The 19,970-nt window shown below is 30.6% G+C and carries 20 protein-coding genes and 1 riboswitch; of the genes, 9 read left to right on the top strand and 11 right to left on the bottom strand.

Annotated elements, in window-relative coordinates; translation table 11 throughout:
* Positions 1 to 87 precede the first annotated feature (87 nt).
* The 7 genes from AC2FB1_RS00970 (at position 88) to brnQ3 (ending at position 8,199) form a co-directional block, all read left to right on the top strand.
* Complete coding sequence (locus AC2FB1_RS00970; RefSeq protein ID WP_490673416.1) at positions 88 to 942, top strand: DNA-processing protein DprA; 855 nt, start codon at positions 88 to 90, stop codon at positions 940 to 942.
* Positions 935 to 2,110 (top strand): phosphoribosyltransferase, encoded by a 1,176-nt coding sequence (locus tag AC2FB1_RS00965; RefSeq protein WP_490673415.1) that lies wholly within the window; start codon positions 935 to 937, stop codon positions 2,108 to 2,110. The genes AC2FB1_RS00970 and AC2FB1_RS00965 overlap by 8 nt, the downstream gene beginning before the upstream one ends.
* A 756-nt stretch (positions 2,111 to 2,866) precedes the next feature.
* Positions 2,867 to 3,676 (top strand): VOC family protein, encoded by an 810-nt coding sequence (locus tag AC2FB1_RS00960; RefSeq protein WP_490673414.1) that lies wholly within the window; start codon positions 2,867 to 2,869, stop codon positions 3,674 to 3,676.
* Positions 3,677 to 3,710: 34 nt separating this feature from the next.
* Positions 3,711 to 3,914, top strand: coding sequence for a DUF6501 family protein (locus AC2FB1_RS00955; RefSeq protein ID WP_025987180.1), 204 nt, complete (start codon positions 3,711 to 3,713; stop codon positions 3,912 to 3,914).
* Between the two features lie 118 nt (positions 3,915 to 4,032).
* Positions 4,033 to 4,824 (top strand): ATP-binding protein, encoded by a 792-nt coding sequence (locus AC2FB1_RS00950; RefSeq protein ID WP_490673413.1) that lies wholly within the window; start codon positions 4,033 to 4,035, stop codon positions 4,822 to 4,824.
* A gap of 12 nt (positions 4,825 to 4,836) precedes the next feature.
* Entirely contained in the window at positions 4,837 to 6,726 is a 1,890-nt protein-coding gene (locus AC2FB1_RS00945) for a vWA domain-containing protein (RefSeq protein ID WP_490673412.1), read from the top strand.
* A gap of 129 nt (positions 6,727 to 6,855) precedes the next feature.
* Entirely contained in the window at positions 6,856 to 8,199 is a 1,344-nt protein-coding gene (gene brnQ3, locus AC2FB1_RS00940) for a branched-chain amino acid-like transporter carrier protein BrnQ3 (RefSeq protein ID WP_490673411.1), read from the top strand.
* 54 nt (positions 8,200 to 8,253) lie between these two features.
* Here the strand turns inward: brnQ3 and AC2FB1_RS00935 are convergent, their stop codons facing one another.
* Genes AC2FB1_RS00935 through AC2FB1_RS00925 form a run of 3 tightly spaced genes read right to left on the bottom strand, consistent with a single transcriptional unit; the run spans position 8,254 to position 10,337 of the window.
* Entirely contained in the window at positions 8,254 to 9,393 is a 1,140-nt protein-coding gene (locus tag AC2FB1_RS00935; protein WP_490673410.1) for a toxic anion resistance protein, read from the bottom strand.
* A gap of 33 nt (positions 9,394 to 9,426) precedes the next feature.
* On the bottom strand, positions 9,427 to 10,050 hold the full coding sequence (locus tag AC2FB1_RS00930; protein WP_490673409.1) for a 5-bromo-4-chloroindolyl phosphate hydrolysis family protein: 624 nt from the start codon (positions 10,048 to 10,050) through the stop codon (positions 9,427 to 9,429).
* A 17-nt stretch (positions 10,051 to 10,067) separates the two neighbouring features.
* The gene (locus AC2FB1_RS00925) at positions 10,068 to 10,337 is read right to left on the bottom strand and encodes an acylphosphatase (protein WP_490673408.1); all 270 of its coding nucleotides are present in this window, start codon (positions 10,335 to 10,337) and stop codon (positions 10,068 to 10,070) included.
* A gap of 166 nt (positions 10,338 to 10,503) precedes the next feature.
* Between AC2FB1_RS00925 and msaA the strand changes: the two genes are divergently transcribed.
* Together msaA and cspA are read left to right on the top strand one after the other, a co-directional pair.
* A complete protein-coding gene (gene msaA, locus AC2FB1_RS00920) occupies positions 10,504 to 10,812 on the top strand; it encodes a regulatory protein MsaA (RefSeq protein ID WP_490673407.1) in 309 nt (102 codons plus the stop codon).
* Positions 10,813 to 11,017: 205 nt separating this feature from the next.
* On the top strand, positions 11,018 to 11,218 hold the full coding sequence (cspA, locus tag AC2FB1_RS00915; protein ID WP_015900294.1) for a cold shock protein CspA: 201 nt from the start codon (positions 11,018 to 11,020) through the stop codon (positions 11,216 to 11,218).
* Positions 11,219 to 11,399: 181 nt separating this feature from the next.
* On the opposite strand, the gene lysA is transcribed toward cspA, so the two are convergent.
* The 8 genes from lysA to AC2FB1_RS00875 all read right to left on the bottom strand — a co-directional run bounded on the left by lysA (position 11,400) and on the right by AC2FB1_RS00875 (position 19,586).
* Complete coding sequence (gene lysA / locus AC2FB1_RS00910) at positions 11,400 to 12,665, bottom strand: diaminopimelate decarboxylase (protein ID WP_490673406.1); 1,266 nt, start codon at positions 12,663 to 12,665, stop codon at positions 11,400 to 11,402.
* Positions 12,666 to 12,667: 2 nt separating this feature from the next.
* Complete coding sequence (locus AC2FB1_RS00905; RefSeq protein WP_490673405.1) at positions 12,668 to 13,741, bottom strand: alanine racemase; 1,074 nt, start codon at positions 13,739 to 13,741, stop codon at positions 12,668 to 12,670.
* 6 nt (positions 13,742 to 13,747) lie between these two features.
* A complete protein-coding gene (locus AC2FB1_RS00900) occupies positions 13,748 to 14,899 on the bottom strand; it encodes an amidohydrolase (RefSeq protein ID WP_490673404.1) in 1,152 nt (383 codons plus the stop codon).
* Positions 14,900 to 14,987: 88 nt separating this feature from the next.
* Positions 14,988 to 15,707, bottom strand: coding sequence for a 2,3,4,5-tetrahydropyridine-2,6-dicarboxylate N-acetyltransferase (dapD, locus tag AC2FB1_RS00895; RefSeq protein WP_490673403.1), 720 nt, complete (start codon positions 15,705 to 15,707; stop codon positions 14,988 to 14,990).
* 24 nt (positions 15,708 to 15,731) lie between these two features.
* A complete protein-coding gene (gene dapB / locus AC2FB1_RS00890; protein WP_490673402.1) occupies positions 15,732 to 16,457 on the bottom strand; it encodes a 4-hydroxy-tetrahydrodipicolinate reductase in 726 nt (241 codons plus the stop codon).
* A gap of 2 nt (positions 16,458 to 16,459) precedes the next feature.
* A complete protein-coding gene (dapA, locus tag AC2FB1_RS00885; protein ID WP_490673401.1) occupies positions 16,460 to 17,341 on the bottom strand; it encodes a 4-hydroxy-tetrahydrodipicolinate synthase in 882 nt (293 codons plus the stop codon).
* A 1-nt stretch (position 17,342) separates the two neighbouring features.
* Complete coding sequence (locus tag AC2FB1_RS00880) at positions 17,343 to 18,332, bottom strand: aspartate-semialdehyde dehydrogenase (RefSeq protein WP_490673400.1); 990 nt, start codon at positions 18,330 to 18,332, stop codon at positions 17,343 to 17,345.
* Positions 18,333 to 18,380: 48 nt separating this feature from the next.
* Positions 18,381 to 19,586, bottom strand: coding sequence for an aspartate kinase (locus tag AC2FB1_RS00875; protein WP_490673525.1), 1,206 nt, complete (start codon positions 19,584 to 19,586; stop codon positions 18,381 to 18,383).
* Between the two features lie 77 nt (positions 19,587 to 19,663).
* Positions 19,664 to 19,839, bottom strand: a riboswitch (Lysine riboswitch).
* Positions 19,840 to 19,970 lie beyond the last annotated feature (131 nt).

The raw sequence follows: 19,970 nt of genomic DNA, 5'->3' as shown, positions 1-19,970 counted from the left end.
TAATTTAATTACGTGTATAATAACATTTAAGGGTTAACAATTATTTATATTTTCGTTACGTAAAACACTATTGTTAAGGAGGTTCCAATGTCTAAATTTATAAGAAGTGATTTATTCTTTTTACACCAATTCGGATTTAGTTCGAAGTTATTAGAAAAAATTTATCTTCAAAATCTAGATCCTATAAAAATTATTTTTAATAAAAACTCTGCTAACAATAATTTAAAAGAATTATTTACTGAAAAAGATCTCAATCTATCTACTAAATATAACGAGTATAATAACTTCAAGAAAAACTTATATTTTAAAGATGATTTTTTTAAAAATAAAAAACAAAACAAAATATATTTTAAATATGATGAAAATGCTATCACTTCATTAATACCGAGTAATATTATGCCACTTTTTTTATACGCTAAAGGAGATATTTCATTATTATCAAAAAAGCATAAAAGAGTGGCTATTATCGGTACACGTGAACCAACCGAAAACTCAATCAATATTACAGAAAAAGTAACTAGAAAATTTATCGACGATGAATACATTATTGTAAGTGGTTTAGCAAATGGAATTGATTCTATTTCTCACAGAACAACAATAAATCATCAAGGTAAAACGATTGCAGTTTTACCAACTAATTTCCACAATATATATCCTAAAAATAACAAAAGATTATTTTTAGATATATTAGAAAAGGGGTTGGCTTTAACATCTATAGGACCAAATGAAAACACTTATAAATCCAGTTTTTTAGATAGAAATAAATATATAGCAAATATATGCGATATAATTGTTGTTATAGAAACTAATTTAAAGAGTGGTACAATGAACACAATAAAAAACGCAAGCCAAGCAAATAAAAAAATACTATTTATTGATCAAAAAGATGCAACTATAAATAACAAATTATATGGTTTTGGGGGAGAAATGCTATATGAATAAATCAATATGTATATCAAAACTTTTACTTTTCACTGATAATAACGAGTTAATTGATAAACGATTGAAAATTGTAGATTTTTTTACTAAAAATGAAATTGATGTAAATATTATTGCAAGAAATAATTCTATTAAGCAAATGCGTGAAAAAATTCCAGACGTTTATAAAGATAAAATCCATTTTTATGAGAGGGGGTACGAAACAAGAAAATTATTTATAGATGAGGTAAGCAAAAAGAATCATTTAATTTGTATGGTTGGGGTTGTAAATGAAGATGCCATTTTTTCTTTCAATTGTAAAATGCCATTATTTAGTGTTGATCCTATGAATCCCAAAACTTTTGCTGTTGAAGAAAAGGTAAAAAAATATGGATTACCTATTTATTCGTTTCAAAGTATAATTGATTGTTTTAATGCATATGATGTACATAAAGGTAATTATTTTCAAATTAATTTTGATAATTCATTTGTAGTTATGAGCTTAAATAACGCCAATACTTATAACAAACCTGAAAATGAAGCTCGCATAAAAAATATTTTTCAATCAAATTTAAAAGAGAAAGAACCTACTCGTGATCAAAGAATTTTATTATTGTTACTTTTTCACTTAACTAATGAAGTTAGAACAAATCCTCTTTTTGAAGATGTTGAATTTTGGGGAACTTTTCCATCATCTGATCCTCAAAACACCGATACTTCTGTTGCATTTATAAAAGAATTTGTACGTACAATACTTGATAAGAAGCCTATCAATGGGACAGAACTACTCATAAGAAAAAACAAAATGAAACCTAAACACGGCGGTGAAAATGATCGACAAACAAACAAATGCAATAAAGACCTAGAAACGCTAATTGTAAATCCTGATATAATTAAACAAATTAAAAATAAAGTTGTTTGTATAATTGATGATTATATAACAAACGGTTACTCAGCAGAATCAGCCAAACATTTATTATTTAAAGCAGGGGTTAAAAAAGTGATTTTTATATCAATGGGAAAATTTGGACAAAAATACTATTCTACAAGTTACAAAATTGAAGGAGATATTACATCTATTTATCAATATGATTTTTTGGGTGAAACTGTCTTATATAAAAACTATAATGGTATTGATTTATATAATTTAAACAATGATAAAAGTATAATAGAATATGAAAAAATCTTATAATCCCCCATATTCCCCCCACAGAACTTACCAATCATGAATATTCATGCGTATTTATTTATGTGAAAGTTATTGAAAAGCCGCTTCAATTCAGCGTTTTACTATGCATAACTACAATATATATTATTCTATCTAAACCCAGAAGACTTATTATTAGAATCTTAATTTCGTTTATTAAAGAGCTAAATATATTGAAACCTTAATCATAAATTGATAAAGAGTAGAATAAGTTCATAATGAATTTATTCTACTCTTTTTATGTTTTAGTTATATTAGTATTAAAAAAATTGAGAATATAAAAAATAACAGAGAAGTGCATACCTCATTATCTATTTATGACTTTTCCAAAGCAGAGGCTAACATATATAAAAATGATAAATTAAGTACTGTAGTTGGACAAAAATTAACAAATATTTTTAAGGATATTACAAACGAATTCATTAAAAAATAATAGTCATTAAAGCTACATTAATTTAAAAACGAACTTCATATAATTTGTCAATTTCATTTTTATACAGTTAAAATAACCTATGATATACCTCCCCTATCTATATTAGACAAGGTAGGGGAGGGGAATAATATATATATTATCTTATAAACATTTTATTTATTATACATACTTTAATTAATTATAATGTTTTTATTTACGTATATTTTATAATAAAAAACAGCTCTCTTATTTAAGATTTCAACATATTATTCATATATAAAATACGTTATAATGTTTAAGAAAAGATATATAAATGGGAGTGTCGATGAATGAGTGGACTAAGAAGTGTTACGATTGGAACAAGTGATCTCTCAAAAACACAGAATTTATTTCATAATATTTTAGGTCTTAATGTTGCAACAAAAAGACAGGCATTACGTTTTGGCGATGCTGAATTAAATCCTGGTACAAGACTTCACTTTGTAGAAGTTCCTAATCCTAATTATAGAAATGTACATATATCAAGCGTGGGATTAAGAACACCATCGAATGCTGGTTTAGAAGAATACCAACAAATATTAGAAAAAAATAATATTCAATTTAGTTCAATCACTGAATTAAACGGTAATCAGCACTTTAATTTTAAAGATGATAATCATCAAATTTTTGATATCTATTCTAATGAATTAAATGTTGGCGTTGGATTAGGGACACCCACATTTGAAAGTGCTGTTAATCCTCTTCATCAAATTCAAGGATTGGGACCAGTAATTATTAAAGTAAACGAATTATTGGTTACAACTTCTATCTTTAAAAATGTATTTAATTTAACACATTATGCTGAATATGAATCTACTGAATTTCCTGATCAAACTGTCCAGGTATTTGAAATCGGAGATGGTGGACTTGGTGGAGAAATTCATTTATATCAATCTAATGAACAAGTTGAATTAAAAGAAGAAGGAATTGTGGAACAAATTGAATTCAGTACAAATTCAACTGAAGACTTTGAACATGCACAAAAAGAACTGGATGAAATAGGTATTCCTTATCAAATATTAAATCAAGGTGATGCTCAATCGTTACGCATTACTGAAGGTAGCGGCATCTCTTTCATATATACTTTAGAAAAAAATTAATATAAATCATTTTATTGGAGGATTTAAAATGGGAATGTTACATGAAGATTGGAAATCACGCACACCAATTAAACAAGTGATGGTAGTTAATACTGATGCAAAAAAATTCACAGTATCAGATATGCTTACTATTGGAAAACAATATGATGTCATCAATGAAACTGAAGAATATTATCAAATCATTGATAACTCTGGTCTAGTAGGTGGTTATTACAAAGATTATTTTAAAGAAGTTTAAATACATTCAATTTCTAAAAAGATAACGATTAAATTAAGACTCAGAGTGATGTGCCAATATCTATACATTTATACACGCTCTTGGTCTATTTTTTCATCTTATAAAGGAGAATATTAAAATGCCAAATAATCATTATATCAATTCAGATCAATCTGTATTCAATGATGCAAAAGCATTGTTTAAGTTAAATAAAAATATTTTATTAAAAGGCCCTACAGGCTCTGGTAAAACACGATTAGCTGAAACTTTAAGTGAAGTGGTCCAAACGCCGATGCATCAAGTTAACTGTTCTGTTGATTTAGACGCAGAGAGCTTATTAGGTTTTAAAACAATAAAAACAAATGAACAAGGTCAACAAGAAATTATTTTTATTGACGGCCCAGTTATAAAAGCCATGCGAGAAGGTCATATCTTATATATTGATGAAATCAATATGGCTAAACCTGAAACATTACCTATTTTAAATGGCGTATTAGACTATAGACGTCAGTTAACCAATCCTTTTACTGGAGAAGTAATTAAAGCAGCCCCTGGTTTCAATGTAATTGCTGCGATAAATGAAGGCTATGTTGGGACATTACCAATGAATGAAGCATTAAAAAACCGCTTTATTGTCATACAAGTTGATTACATTGGAGGAGACATTCTTAAAGATGTCATTAAACAACAAAGCCAACTTCAAGATGATGATATAATTAAAAAAATCATTAAATTTAATGAAGACTTACGTACAATGTCAAAACAAGGACAAATTTCAGAAGAAGCAGCTAGTATTCGTGCGTTAATTGACTTAAGTGACTTAATTACAGTTATGCCAATAGAGAGAGCAATTAAGCGTACAATTATCGATAAACTTGAAGATGAACGCGAACAGCAAGCTATTAAAAATGCAATCGAATTAAACTTTTAGAGAGGGATTATTATGAGTGATCGTTTTATAAAATTTAATGATGAGCAGCTAGATGCTAAACAAGTCATGATGTTACAAGATTTAGCGCGCTTACTACTGAAAAACGAACAAACTAAGGTTAAAATTCAAAAGTTCCCTTATTATGATCCTATTAATAACACTTTAATTACTAGTTGGTTTTGGTCTCATCGTCCAAAAGAGATTGAAAGTGCAGGTTTAAAAACAGATGTCATGCTTGCTGCTTATGGATATAAAATGATGGACGAAGCTATCGTAAATGAAGTCTTACATGATGATGAATTTAGTCATCCTAAATTTTATCATCAGCTATTTAGATTACTAGAAGATATGCGTGTATTTAATTTTATTAAAGAGGATCGTCCTAGCACAGCTAAAACAATTGACTTAAGATTGAAAACTAGATTATCTTATACGGAATCACAAATTAAATTCTATAAAACAAAAACAGTATATACAGATTTACTGTTCTTATATTTAGAACGTGCATTTTTAAGTCAAAATTTCTTTGATATACCTGTCATACATCCACAGTTAGATGATATATTAAATCACATGTTTCAATATTTACCTGATTTTTTCCAAAATGAATCGTCTGAAGACAATATGTACCTCTCACAACGTATCATGTTCCAAATCGATGAAATGCTATCACATGATATGTTAAATGAATATTATCATCTTCCAAGAAAGGTATATGAAGCCATTCATAAAATGTCTTATGATGATATTAAACGTACTGATGCAAGTCACGTTGATGGACAGGACAATACAGATGACGAAAATGATACTATATCAGCTGAAGCAGAAACAAATGCTCAAGATAGTAAATCTGAAGGTGGTTCTTACCTTGAAATGGAACTACATGAAGGCGAAAACAGTGATGTTATGAGTGATAACGATACTGCACGTGAAGGTGATTCTACTGATGATATGACAGATATGATGACGAAAAAAGGACGTGGCTCTAATAATTCACTTGATCGTGATGAAGGTGGTTTTATAGGTTCTAATTCTTCATTTGCTTTACGTGGGATTAATGAAAATGTTGAAATAGAATGGAAAGTGCCTGATATAGAACCAGAATACATTTCAAGCTATCAACAAGTTAAAAATGATGTACAATTTGAAACAAAAGATTTAATTCAAATTATAAAGAAAACAATTGATAGAGAACATGTTGATGAACGTCATAATTTGACTAAAGGTCGTCTTCAACGTGATTTAACCAATTGGTTTATAGATGATCAATACAAATTATTTTATAAAAAACAAGATCTAAGTAAAACATTTGATGCGACTTTTACATTACTAATTGATGTCTCTGCTAGCATGTTTGATAAAATGGAAGAAACGATTAAAGGCGTAGTATTATTTCATGAAACATTAAAAGCACTTAATGTTAAGCATGAGATTCTTGCTTTTAATGAAGATGCTTTTGACTCTGATGATCGAAAACAACCCAATATAATTGATGAAATCATTCATTACGATCGTTCAATTATGGAAAAAAGTGGCCCTCGTATTATGTCATTACACCCCCAAGATGATAATAGAGATGGCGTAGCTATACGGATTGCAAGTGAACGCTTATTAAGAAGAAGTCATCAACAACGTTTTTTAATTATCTTTTCGGATGGGGAACCTTCAGCGTATAACTATGCTCAAGATGGCATTTTAGATACATATGAAGCAGTAGAAATGGCTCGTAAATTTGGAATAGAAGTATTTAATGTCTTTTTGAGCCAAGATCCTATCACTGAAGATATTGAAGAAACAATTCATAATATTTATGGACAATTTGCATTATTTGTAGAAGGTGTTGAAAATTTACCAAGTCATTTATCACCATTGTTAAAAAAATTATTATTAAAATCTTTCTAATAATAAAAAATAATTAAACTTTACATTAATTTATAGTATTCAAATTTTCATGACATACATAGACTTGTAAATTCTTTTTGTGCTAGAATGTTAAATATTGCAAACATATACATAAAAAGGAGCAATTCTATGAACAAACATACTTGGATTATCGGTTTTACGCTATTTGCTATGTTTTTTGGCGCAGGTAATCTAATTTTCCCTCCTAATTTAGGACAAGAAAGTGGTGCCTACTTCTGGCCTGCAATTTTAGCTTTTTGTTTGACTGGAATAGGCTTGCCATTACTTGGAGTAGTCGTCGGTGCACTTGATAAAGAAGGATATATTGGTGCCTTTAATAAACTATCACCAAGATTTTCAGTTGTTTTTCTAGTCATTATTTATTTAACCATTGGACCTCTATTTGCTATACCACGTACTGCATCTACGTCTTTTGAAATGACTGTTACACCTATTACTCATTCAAATAGTAATATATCTTTATTTATTTTCACACTTATTTATTTTATTATTGTTTTATATTTATGTATTAATCCTGGAAAAATAGTAGATCGAATTGGTTCTTTTTTAACACCTTTATTATTAATCACAATTTTAGCGATGATTATAAAAGGATTCATAGATTATAAAGGTAATGATTCATCTTATGGGAATCCACAAATATATCATTCAAACTTAGAAAGTTTTTCTCATGGATTTACAGAAGGTTATTTAACTATGGATGCAATCGCTGCAATTGCATTTTCAATGATTGTGGTTAATGCAATTAAAGCAACAGGAGTTAAACATGCCAATCAGATATTTAAACAAACTGTAATAGCTGGATTTATTGCCGCTTTAGCATTAATTTTTATATATGTCTCTCTAGGCTATATTGGTAATCATATGGGAGTAAGTCGAAATACGATTACATCTCTTATTACTAAAGATCAAAATATAGGAACTTATTTACTTACTACTATGGCTACAAATGGATTTGGCATTTTAGGAAAATATTTACTAGGAATCATCGTTGCCTTAGCTTGTTTAACTACGGCTTGTGGACTTATTGTATCTGTGAGTCAATATTTTAATAGTATATTCCCAAAAATAAGTTATAAAGTATATGCCATATGTTTTACAATTATCAGTTTTATATTGGCTAACTTAGGATTAAATTCTGTTATAAAAATGTCTGTTCCTGTATTAAGTATTATTTATCCTGTAGCTATCACTATGATTATTTTAATTTTACTTGCTCGTTTTATTCCTACTAAGCCTATTGCTCAACAGATACCTATCATCATTGTTAGTATTGTTTCAATTGTAAGTACAATAAATACATTAGGTTTAGTAAAGTTGAATTTTATAAATCATTTACCTCTTAAACAATACTCATTAGAATGGCTACCTATAGCTGTTATTTCAATCATTATAGGATATATCGTATCTAAATTTATGAATCAATCGTATATTGTTTATCAAAAAGAATAAATTTAAAACACCGATTACCTTTTTAAACGAGGGTAATCGGTGTTTTAAATTTGTCTATTCTTTTTTCATAGTGAGTAAATGTTCTTTTAATTCATTCTCAAGTTGTGATAATTCTCTTTCAGCTTGTTGACGTTTTTGACGTCCATTATATTGGATTTGTAGTGTTTGTTCGATTGTTTCAATAATATCACTTTGAGTGGATTTAAGTGTTTCAATATCTACGATTCCACGTTCATTTTCAGTAGCAGTTTCAATTGCATTTTGCTTTAACATTGCTGCATTTCGAGTAAGTAAGTCATTTGTTGTATCAGTAACTGCACGTTGAGCTGTTACAGCATTTTTTTGTCTCATTAAAGTAAGGGCAATGGCCATCTGATTTTTCCATAAAGGGGTACTTGTGAGTATAGAACTCTGAATTTTTTCAGCTAATGCTTGGTTCACATTTTGAATCATACGAATTTGTGGTGCTGTCTGAATTGCAATTTGACGTGATAATTGTAAATCATATATTTTTTTATCTAACCGATCAACAAATTGCTCCATGTCAGCGACACTTTGAATATCCATTTGATTACCTGATTGTTCTGCATGTTGTCGTAATTTAGGCAATTCATTAGCCTTGATTTGTTGTTTTTTACGTTGTGCAGCAGCAATATATAGAGAAACATCATCAAAATATGCTTTATTTTGTTCATAAAGATGATCTAGTAATTGAATGTCTTTGGTTAAATTTTCCTTATTCTTATCCAATTGAATAGTGATTCTATCAACTTGTGAACTTACAGATTGCATTCTAGAAAACACTTCATTTATTGAAGCTTTTGTTCGTCTAAATAAACGTTTAATTTTAGATTGATTTTCTTGATTCAAGTCATCAGGGTTAACTTCTCTTAACTTAGACATTAATTGATTTAAAGTATCACCAATAGGTCCTACATCTTTTGATTGAACTTCATCTAACATTTGATGTGAAAATTGAGACATATTCTGTTGTAGATGTGTCCCAAATGATAATAGACCTTCACTATCTAATGGTTTAATTTGTTGACTAATTGAATCAATTTTTTTTAAATCTTGTTCGTTAAATTGTTGCTCAAAGTCCTGCTTAACATTTTGAGTCGAAACATCATGAGTTTGATGATTTACATATTCATCTAATGGATGTGAGTTAATAAATTGGTCTTTTTGATTCATTTAAAAATTCTCTCCATTCTTAACTTTATATTATTATTTTTTATATCGATTTTGTTGTAATCGATTAAGTTCCATTTCAATATCTAAACGCTCATAATCATCTTCATTAAGTCTTTTTAAATCTGCAACTAGTGTACGTTTCACTTCATCTAGAGTAATACGCGTTTGCTCTAACTTTTGTTTTTCTTCAGCAGATTTTTTTGGCATTTTAGATAAATGAGTATATGCATCAATCAAATTTAACGCATTATCTATATGCGAATAAAAGAAACTTTCTACCTTGAAAAATAATGAAGGTCTCTGTTTAACCGCAAAATGAATAGACTTAGAGATTTTGTAAATATCATTAATTTGACGGAAATCTCTAATCGATCTGATATTTATATATGATTTTAAAATATTACGAATTTTATTATGTGATAGACTGAGTTGTTGATTAACAAAACGATAATCTCTACGTGATAATCCAATTTCTTTTAAATATTTTTTGGATGTCAATCTTTGAGTAGGAAAATAAGATACAAAAAACATTCCAATACCTATTAAGGCATCAAGAATAAAGGATAAATCAAATCCAATTACACTTGTAACCCATGAGATAATAGCTATTGGAATTCCTACTAAAACACCCAGAAGTCGAGAAAGGTTATATCTCAATATTCATCTTCCTTTATTTAAATCGTTTTAAATTCTGAATATTCGTTTGTTACGTCTAAATCTTCAATACTATAATCAGAAACTGAAGACGCAGGAGAAGCACCAGCAGTCACTTTGTCAATAAACGTTTTTAATTGATTCTCTTCACCTTGAGCATATATATCTACGTAATCTTCAACATTCTGAACAGTACCAAATATATCATATTTTTTTGCGATTAATTCAGTGTAATGACGGAAGCCGACACCTTGGACAGTTCCAAATACTTGTATATGTTTATGTTGCATCATACCACCTCTTAACTATATTATACGTATTATTCCCGTAAAAAACTAATAATTAGTACTCATCTAGTCTATATCTCAGTTCAAAGAACAAAGGCTTTAAGCTTGAATTCGACTAAAAAAAAGTTACAATATTTATTAGAATTTTATTTTGAGAGGGGACTTAGTCATGTGGACAGTTGCAAAGATTCGTGCTGACTATGAGGGATGGTGGTTATTTAGCGACTGGACAGAAAAAATCGTAGAACAACATCATTATAGTAACTATGAAGAAATGTTAGAAAATTATCAATCAATTATCAAAAAAAGTAAAAAATATTATAATAATTATATGATTGGTAAATATAATATTTATGCATTTTATAATAATTGTGATTTAAATTTTTGTGAAGATTGTGATGAAGATTTACAAATATTTTATAGTTTTATTGTTTTAAATAATAAAGAAGTTTATTATAATCTACCAAAAATTAATTAAAAGAGAATTTTCTATAATTGTATTGCAATTTAGTTCAAACTAACATATAATAGTTACCAAGCAATAGTTTTATTCCATATTGCAAAGAATATCTGTAATATTGATTGATAGCATTTTGTTATTTATACATATTTTTAACACGTATTTTTTGTAATATGCGAATAATGCATATTGAATGAATTTTAGTCTTGGAGGTTTCACAATTATGAAACAAGGTACAGTTAAATGGTTTAACGCTGAAAAAGGTTTTGGCTTCATCGAAGTTGAAGGAGAAAACGACGTATTCGTACACTTCTCAGCAATTAATCAAGAAGGTTATAAATCATTAGAAGAAGGTCAAGCAGTTGAGTTTGAAGTAGTTGAAGGCGATCGCGGTCCTCAAGCTGCAAACGTTGTTAAACTATAATTTATAGATTGCAAAAATATTGACTTTAGTAGCACCTTACCAAGATGTAGGGTGTTTTTTATATATAAAAATGCCTGAGACAACTTCATTTTGTCTCAGGCATTTTTTTAATATATTGGGGTTCATTATCAAGGATGAGACACCGAATTTAAAACGGATTCTGTTCCTCTTCCATTTCAATTTATTTTGTATCATTAATAATTAATTGACGTAATGACTGACGTTTAATAACTTCACGTGCTTTTCCATCTTTTAAGAAGAAAACAGGTGGTTTTTGCATTTGATTATAATTAGATGCCATAGAGTAATGGTAAGCTCCAGTAGATAAAATTGCTAAATAATCTCCACGTTTTACTGATGAAGGTAACTTAGCATCTCGGATAATAATATCTCCTGACTCACATAATTTTCCAGCAATGGTTACCGTTTCATCTGCCTCTTCATGACGATTTACAAGTAATGCTTGATATTTTGCTCCATATAAAGCAGTTCTAATATGATCACTCATACCGCCATCAATAGAAACATATTTATTTACTTCAGGAATTTCCTTAATTGTTCCAACTTCATATAAAGTAATGCCCGCTTCGCCGACAATTGAACGTCCTGGTTCAATACCAATTTCAGGAATATCATAGTTCAATTTTTCTGATTCAGATTTAATCGCATCTGTAATTTCAGCAATACCTTCTTCAATAGGGAAGCTTACATCACCTTCAACATATTCAATACCAAAACCGCCACCTAAGTTAAGTAATTCAACTTGGATATGATTCTCATTAAGCCAGTTTAAAACAATTTTAGCTGTTTCAATCATTGCTTCGGTACCTTCAATTTGTGATCCTACATGGAAATGTATTCCTTTTAAATAAAGGTGTTTTGATGCTCTGACCTTTTCAACTGCTTGAATTGCAAGGCCATGGCGAATTGAAAGTCCAAATTTACTATCTTCTTGACCTGTTTGAATAAATTCATGTGTATGTGCCTCTACACCAGGATTCACACGAATAACAATATTAACTGTATCACTTGCATAGCGATCGATTAATTCAATTTCTTCTAGAGAATCAATTACAAAGTATCCAACGCCACTTTCTAAAGCATATTGTATTTCTCGTTTCGTTTTATTATTACCATGGAAGTGGATGCGACTAGGATCAAATTTAGCCTCTAATGCTGTATAAAGTTCACCTTCAGATACTACATCTAATTGTAAGTCTTCTTCTTGAACTAATTTCACCATTTGAATGCAAGTAAATGCTTTAGAAGCGTATGAAATATTATATTTTAATCCACTTTTTTGAAAAGCGCTATGAAATCGACGCATCTGATTGCGAATTTCATCTTCATCATAAACAATGGTAGGAGTACCAAAACTTTGAGCTAATGTTTTCAAGCTCGTCCCCGCCATTGTTAATTCACCGTAATCATTATATTTAACTACCATCTTTATCTATACTCCTTTATAAGAGAATCATGATTCATCGCACTAAGTTGTTCTGAATTAGCGCCAACACCTTTGAATGTGTATTCATCAATGCGTATATCATTATTATATAGTATCACTTCATCTTGTGCATGAACATCATCATCGACTTCAACAAACATATGACTCATCATTAACGCCCGAATAGGGTAACGTTTACTATTAATTAAAGCCTCATATTTTGCACGTTTCTTTAAAATACCGTCACCATAGCCAATATCAATCACTGCAAGATGTGTATGGTCTTGTGTTGCTTCAAATGCAAAGCTATATCCACAATAATCTCCCTTATTTACTTCACGAACTTGAATCACATTTCCTTTTACAGTTAAAGCTTGTTCAATCTCATTCTCATTTAATTTGCTGTATGGTCTTGAGCCATATAGAGCTATGCCTACACGTGCATGTGTATGATTAGGGAGAAGTTGTTGTCCTTCACGATAATAACTAGCACTATTTTGAGCATGAATGAACTCAAATTGGTATCCTTCACTTAATAATGTATTAACGACGTTTAACCATGATTCGCGTTCAATACCATATTCTGGAACATCAAATTCATCTGCATAACCAAAGTGGGTCCATAGACCAACAATATTCATTTCACTTTCATTATCGTTTTCATGATGATGAAGTACTTCTTTAATCTCATTAAGATTTCTGAAACCTGAACGATGTAGTAAATTTTCAAATTCTAAGTGAACGTTAATATCTTTTAATTCACTTTTATATTGATGATAATATTCTAGAGAAGGAAGTGTCATTTGAATATTATTATTTCGAACTGTATCAAAATCATAAACCGCATTCATTAAAAAGATTGTAGCATCAGGCGCAAGATTACGAACTCTAACTGCTTCTTTTAAGGAAGTGGTACTAAATGTATTGATATCTGCTTCTAAAAATGTCTTTACTGCAAATTCTAATCCATAATGATAAGCGTTATTTTTTACAACTGCCATAATTGGATGATTATTTTTTACTTTAATTACATTTTTTAAAAATATTTTTGAATCAACTGACCACACTGCCGTCAATGTAATTTACTCCTCTCCATAATGTTTCAAGATTTGTTCATAGTAATTCGCAACATCAATAAGTACTTTTTCGTCAAAATTTAAATGTGATGTATGTAAACCTGTGATAAACCCTTTCTCTTTATTTCGAGTTCCTACAAAAGCAAAATAAGAGGGTGCTAATTGTTGACCATAAAAACTAAAGTCTTCTCCAAATAAAAATGGTAGAGGTTTTTCAATAACTTCTAACTTAGCGGATTGAATAGATTGTTCTACGATATGACGTAGTTTGGGACTATTCATTGTAGCAGGATATCCCTCTTCAAATTTGACTTTACAATCAACATTGAACAGTAATTTTACACTTTCTGCAATTTTATTCATCTGATTTTTTACGATATTTAAATCATTGACATCATAAGTACGAATAGTTCCTTCTAAATAACCATTACTAGGAACTGTATTAATAGCTTCACCAGCATTAAAATGTCCCATATGAACAATATTGCGTTTTAGTCCATTTAAATGATACTGCTGTATTTGTCCAACTTGATTTAAAACATGAATCAATGCTTCACCACATGAATGTCCTTGCTCTTTGTCAGCTACATGGCTGGATAATCCATTTAAGAAAAAACGGTACTCTGTAGCACTTGCCGTAATTTCTTCATCGCGAATCACGACTTGTCCTTCATCAGCAAAAGGATTTACATGAATACCAAATACTGCTTCAATAGGGTACTGATTAAAAGCACCTGCTTTAATTAATCGATTTGCGCCTCCACCTGTTTCTTCAGCAGGTTGAAAGATAAATACGATGTTATGAGGTAATTTGTGTTGATCAGCCATCGTTTTACATCTTTTAACAAATAACATTAGCGCTGTTGTGTGACCATCGTGACCACATGCATGCATCACATTCTCTGTTTGGCTACGATAATCGACATCATTCTCTTCAAAAATAGGTAGGGCATCAATATCTGCTCTAAACGCAATGGTATGATCACTATTTCCTTCCAAATATGCAATAGCACCAGTTTCAAGAGGTTGCTCGTAAAATACATTTAATTCGTCTAAAAACCGAGTAATATATTGAGTTGTCTCAAATTCATGAAGACTTAATTCTGGATGTTGATGTAAATGTCTTCTATGTTGTGTGACAAATTCTAATTCGCTCATATTGATCAATCCTTTATTCATTTAATTAATCGTAAAGGCTGAGAACATGTTGTCCCAGCCTTCACCATTCAGTTATTTAAGTTTGTCATTAATCATTTAATTTTCTTAGTGCTGCAACGATTTCTCTTTTAGAATCTTGAACTTCAGATGTTTGTTTAATGACTTTAGCAGGTGTACCAGCTACAACAGCACCAGCAGGAACATCTTGAGTAACGATGGCACCAGCAGCTACAATAGCACCTTCGCCAACTCTTACACCTTCTAAAATAACTGCATTTGCTCCAATTAATACATTATCTTCAATAACTACTGGAGATGCACTAGGGGGTTCAATAACGCCCGCTAATACTGCGCCGGCCCCTACATGAACATTTTTACCTGTCGTAGCGCGACCACCTAAAGTTGCATTCATATCAATCATAGTACCTTCACCTACAATAGCGCCAATGTTGATTGTTGCACCCATCATCACAACAGCACCATCTTCGATAATTGCTTGTTCACGAATGAAAGCACCTGGTTCAATACGTGCATTTGTATTGGTTAAGTCTTTTAAAGGAATAGCAGAGTTACGACGATCCATTTCAATTTCTAAGTCAGTAATATGTGATTGATTTGCTTCGTAAAATGTTTTCCAGTCGTCAGCTTCACAAAATATCACTTTTGAATCATCAGATCCGAATACTTTAAATGTTTCAGGAAAAGTGACATCGTTGAATTGTCCATTTGCGTATACTTTTATTGGTGTTGATTTTTTAGCATCGCTAATATATTGAATAATTTCTTGTGCAGATAAGTGTTGTACCATAGGTTAAATTCTCCTTAAATCGTTTTATAAGTTGTCAAATGTATAGAAACCATTTGATTTTGTATTTAATTTTTCAGCAGCTGTAATTGCGCCATTTGCAAAAATATCCTTAGATTGTGCTTTGTGAGAAATGGTAATAGTTTCGTCTGTACCAGCAAATAAAACATCATGTTCACCCACAATTGTACCACCACGAACTGAATGAATACCGATTTCATCTTTTTCACGTTTTTCAGTTCGCTCATGTCTGTCATAAACAGGTGTTGTGTTTCCACGTAGTTCTTTAATAACATCATAAAGTTTAACTAGTGTACCACTTGGGGCATCCACTTTTTTATTATGATGAGCTTCCGTTAACTCAATATCATAATCTTGTAAAAGGGGAACAGCCGCTTCTAAAATTTTAGTTAATGCATGGACGCCATAACTCATATTTGCACTGAAGAAAACAGGCATACGTTCACTTAATTGTTCTAACTTTTGAACAAGTTTTTCTTTTTCACCAGTAGTAGCAATCACTAATGGTAACTCAAAATCTTCATCTAATAAAGGTAATAATAGATTAGGATTAGAGAAGTCAATCGCTACATCAGCTTCATGTTGTACGTCTGCAATATGACGATAACTTTTATATGGTGAATGTTGATGACTTTCTGGTTCAATTGTACCAACAATTTCATGACCTTTTTCTTCTGCTAATCTGGCAACACGTTGATTCATAGCGCCATATCCAATGAGTAAAATTTTCATTTTTATTCCTCCGCTTTAAATGCTTTATAGGCATTCACTAATACATTTGCCTCTTCATTCTCTAATGGTAATAAAGGTAACCTTAATTCATAATTTCCAAATCCTAAATGACTGGTTAAAGCTTTAATTGGTATAGGGTTAACATCCACTGAAAGTGTATCTAACAATCGACCAATCGGTTCAAAATCTTTCTCTATATCGTTCCCATTTTGTTTAGCATCATAAAGTGCTTGAAATTCTTTCGGAATGACGTTAGCAATGACGGAAATTACGCCATTACCACCACGATTATAAAATTCTACAACATTATCATCATTACCACTATAAAGAGCAAATTCATCTTGGTTAATACGTTTTTTCACTTCTTCGTAATAGTTAAAATCATTTGTAGCATCTTTAATAGCTACAATATAATCATTATGGCTTAATGTTTCGACTGTTTCAGGATCAATTGTCATATTCGTTCTTGAAGGTACATTATATAAAACGACTGGTAACTTAACGTCATTCGCGATTGTTTCAAAATGTTTAATTAAGCCACGTTGGTTTGTTTTATTATAGTAGGGTGTGATTAACATAATACCATCTACACCTAATTCTTTGGCACGTAATGAAGCTTCAATAGATTTAGCTGTATTATTTGTACCAGTTCCAGCGATAATAGCCACTTGATGATTAACTTGTTTAATGACTGCTTGAAGTACTTTTTCTTTTTCTTCTTCAGTTAAAGTAGGACTCTCAGCTGTAGTACCGTTCACAATAATTGCTTTAACGTCATTATCTAGTAAAAATTGAACATGTTGTTCTAATGCTTTATAGTCAACTTCATTATTAGTAAATGGAGTAGCAAGTGCTACGCCTACACCTTCAAAAATATGTGCCATATTATCTAGCTCCTTTTAATTTAATGACTTGTTCTAATACTTGAACTGCATTTAAAGCTGCACCTTTAAGTAGGTTATCCGAAGTACACCAAACATGGAAAGTGTTATCAAGTGAATCATCACGACGAATTCTACCTACAAACACTTCATCTTTACCTGTTGAATTTATTGCTAAAGGATATTCATTTTTTTCAGGATTATCTACTAAAACTACACGATTATCATTTTCAAATAAATCTTTAATTTCTTGAACTGTTGCTTCTTTATCGAGAGTGACATCAATTTCTACACTATGACTATCTTGGACAGGTACACGTGCACATGTGGCAGTTACACGTAAGTCAGGTTGTCCTAAAATTTTGCGTGTTTCATCAATCATTTTTTGTTCTTCTTTTGTATACCCATCTTCTAAGAAAACATCAATGTGTGGTAAAACATTATTATAAATAGGATGTGGGTAAGCTTCTGGAGTTTTACCATTAGCACCTTCAGCTAAATCTCTTTTACCTTTAACCCCTGAACCTGAAACTGCTTGATATGTTGTATAAGCTACACGTTTTAATCCAAATGTATCTTTTAAGACTTTAAGTGGCACGACCGATTGAATTGTTGAACAATTAGGGTTGGCAATGATACCACGTTTAAATTTTGGTTGGTTAACTTCTGGTACAATTAAATCTACATCATTTGTCATACGCCATTGACTTGAATTATCAATAACAATTGCTCCAGCTTTTTCGAAGATAGGGGCAAATTGTTTACTAGTTCCGCCACCTGCACTCATTAGCACGTAATCAAATTTTTCACTTGCTGCTTCTTCTGTCAGTTCTTGAACTGTATATGTTTTTCCTTGAAACTCAATTTCTTTACCTGCTGATTTAGCTGATGAGAATAATACTAACTCATCAAACTGAATATTTTTACGATCAATTGTTTCTAATATTTTTGTTCCAACTAATCCTGTTGCTCCAACTACTGCTAATCTTGTCATAAAAGAATCACTCCATATAAATATTAATTAAGTTTTGAATTATTCACTTTAAATATCAAAAGCATCGTATAAAACTTCAACCGCTTTATTCCCATTTTCAGCATCAATAACGTAAGAAATACTAATTTCAGAAGTTGTTGTCTGATAAAATGGAATATTAGAATTAATTAAAGTAATAAATGCTTTTGAAGCTACACCAGACATATCACGCATTCCTGAACCAATTAACGAAATTTTGACGTATTCTTCATTAATTTTATAATCTAATGCATCAAATGTTGTAGAAAGTTTCTCTAAAATATTTGAGATTTGTTGTACATCACTATCTTTAATAGAAAAAGATAGTTGCAAACCTTCAACGTTTACGATTTGAGAAATCATATCTACATTAACTGAACCTTCATCTAAAGCAGTAAATAATTGAGTTAGAAGGCGATTATCTGGGAGAGGATAACTAATCGTTATATGCATCATATGTGTATCTAATGCAACTCCAGTTACGGCTTTTTTTTCTAATATCTCTGTTCTTGGCATAATCCATGTTCCTTTCACATTTGATAAAGTTCTACCTAAATACAAGGGGATATCATAGTTTTTAGCAAGTTCTACACTTCTTGTTTCTAATACTCCAGCACCTAAAGCACTCATTTCCATCATTTCTTCATAAGACACATAATTTAAACGTTTAGCCTTACTTAAAATTCTTGGATCTGTAGCATAAACACCATCAACATCAGTATAAATTTCACAAGGGGTTTGATTACTAGCTGCTAAAGCAACAGCAGTCGTATCTGAACCACCACGACCAAGTGTGGTTAACTCTAATTCATCGTTCACTCCTTGGAAACCTGCTACAACTAAAACATCTTTATCTTTAAATTCCTTATTAAATGTTTCAGGGTTAATTTCTGCAATTCGACTTTTCAAATGATGACCTACCGTCTTGATACCTGCTTGATATCCTGTCATTGCTCTTGCACTCACGCCAATATCATTTAATACCATCGATAAGTAAGAGACTGTTTGTTGTTCACCAGTTGTTAATAATAGGGCAAGTTCTTCATCTTTTGGTGTTGTTGTAAGATGAGAAACATTGTCCATTAATTGATCTGTTGTTTTCCCCATAGCACTTACGACAACAATAAGTTGTTCGCCGTCATCTACACGGCGTTTAAGCATTTCTGCAATATTTTTTATCTTTGTAAAATCGGCGACAGATGAACCACCGAACTTCAAAACACTTCGTTTCAAGATTTTACCTCCTAGAATTTAGGGGCACACGTCATAAAAAAGAGCAAGTTCAGAATGCGCGAACTTGCTCGTAATTTATATACAAGTGATGCACTCCATTATTAAATAATAATGACAAACTCTCAGCTCTTAACCACAAAGTCCAACGAATGCTTACTGCGATTGCAATTCGTTTCGGCATCGCACCCTTTCTATATTAGCTGTGGCAGACAGTAATCTAATATATACTAATGATTGATGCGCCTCATCAATTTCTTATTCAATTGCTATGTTTTTAATTATACATAAGCACCTTTTAACTGTAAACCGATTATTGTGATTTTTTGAAATAAACTGAAAATTTTGAAGTAATATTACTTTTAAAGAAAAGAGATAATAATAATAAGT

The organism is Staphylococcus sp. CoH_129_LAB_1, assembly GCF_058191515.1.
This window is presented reverse-complemented; position numbering and strand designations above follow the sequence as displayed.

Bases quoted from the DNA above. Each gene is read 5' to 3' on its own strand.
- AC2FB1_RS00900 (WP_490673404.1), bottom strand. From the start codon at position 14,899: ATGAGCGAATTAGAATTTGTCACACAACATAGAAGACATTTACATCAA.
- dapD (WP_490673403.1), bottom strand. From the start codon at position 15,707: ATGGTACAACACTTATCTGCACAAGAAATTATTCAATATATTAGCGAT.
- AC2FB1_RS00945 (WP_490673412.1), top strand. From the start codon at position 4,837: ATGAGTGATCGTTTTATAAAATTTAATGATGAGCAGCTAGATGCTAAA.
- AC2FB1_RS00925 (WP_490673408.1), bottom strand. From the start codon at position 10,337: ATGCAACATAAACATATACAAGTATTTGGAACTGTCCAAGGTGTCGGC.
- dapB (WP_490673402.1), bottom strand. From the start codon at position 16,457: ATGAAAATTTTACTCATTGGATATGGCGCTATGAATCAACGTGTTGCC.
- AC2FB1_RS00880 (WP_490673400.1), bottom strand. From the start codon at position 18,332: ATGACAAGATTAGCAGTAGTTGGAGCAACAGGATTAGTTGGAACAAAA.
- AC2FB1_RS00935 (WP_490673410.1), bottom strand. From the start codon at position 9,393: ATGAATCAAAAAGACCAATTTATTAACTCACATCCATTAGATGAATAT.
- AC2FB1_RS00970 (WP_490673416.1), top strand. From the start codon at position 88: ATGTCTAAATTTATAAGAAGTGATTTATTCTTTTTACACCAATTCGGA.
- cspA (WP_015900294.1), top strand. From the start codon at position 11,018: ATGAAACAAGGTACAGTTAAATGGTTTAACGCTGAAAAAGGTTTTGGC.
- AC2FB1_RS00955 (WP_025987180.1), top strand. From the start codon at position 3,711: ATGTTACATGAAGATTGGAAATCACGCACACCAATTAAACAAGTGATG.
- AC2FB1_RS00950 (WP_490673413.1), top strand. From the start codon at position 4,033: ATGCCAAATAATCATTATATCAATTCAGATCAATCTGTATTCAATGAT.
- lysA (WP_490673406.1), bottom strand. From the start codon at position 12,665: ATGGTAGTTAAATATAATGATTACGGTGAATTAACAATGGCGGGGACG.
- brnQ3 (WP_490673411.1), top strand. From the start codon at position 6,856: ATGAACAAACATACTTGGATTATCGGTTTTACGCTATTTGCTATGTTT.
- AC2FB1_RS00960 (WP_490673414.1), top strand. From the start codon at position 2,867: ATGAGTGGACTAAGAAGTGTTACGATTGGAACAAGTGATCTCTCAAAA.
- AC2FB1_RS00965 (WP_490673415.1), top strand. From the start codon at position 935: ATGAATAAATCAATATGTATATCAAAACTTTTACTTTTCACTGATAAT.
- msaA (WP_490673407.1), top strand. From the start codon at position 10,504: ATGTGGACAGTTGCAAAGATTCGTGCTGACTATGAGGGATGGTGGTTA.
- dapA (WP_490673401.1), bottom strand. From the start codon at position 17,341: ATGGCACATATTTTTGAAGGTGTAGGCGTAGCACTTGCTACTCCATTT.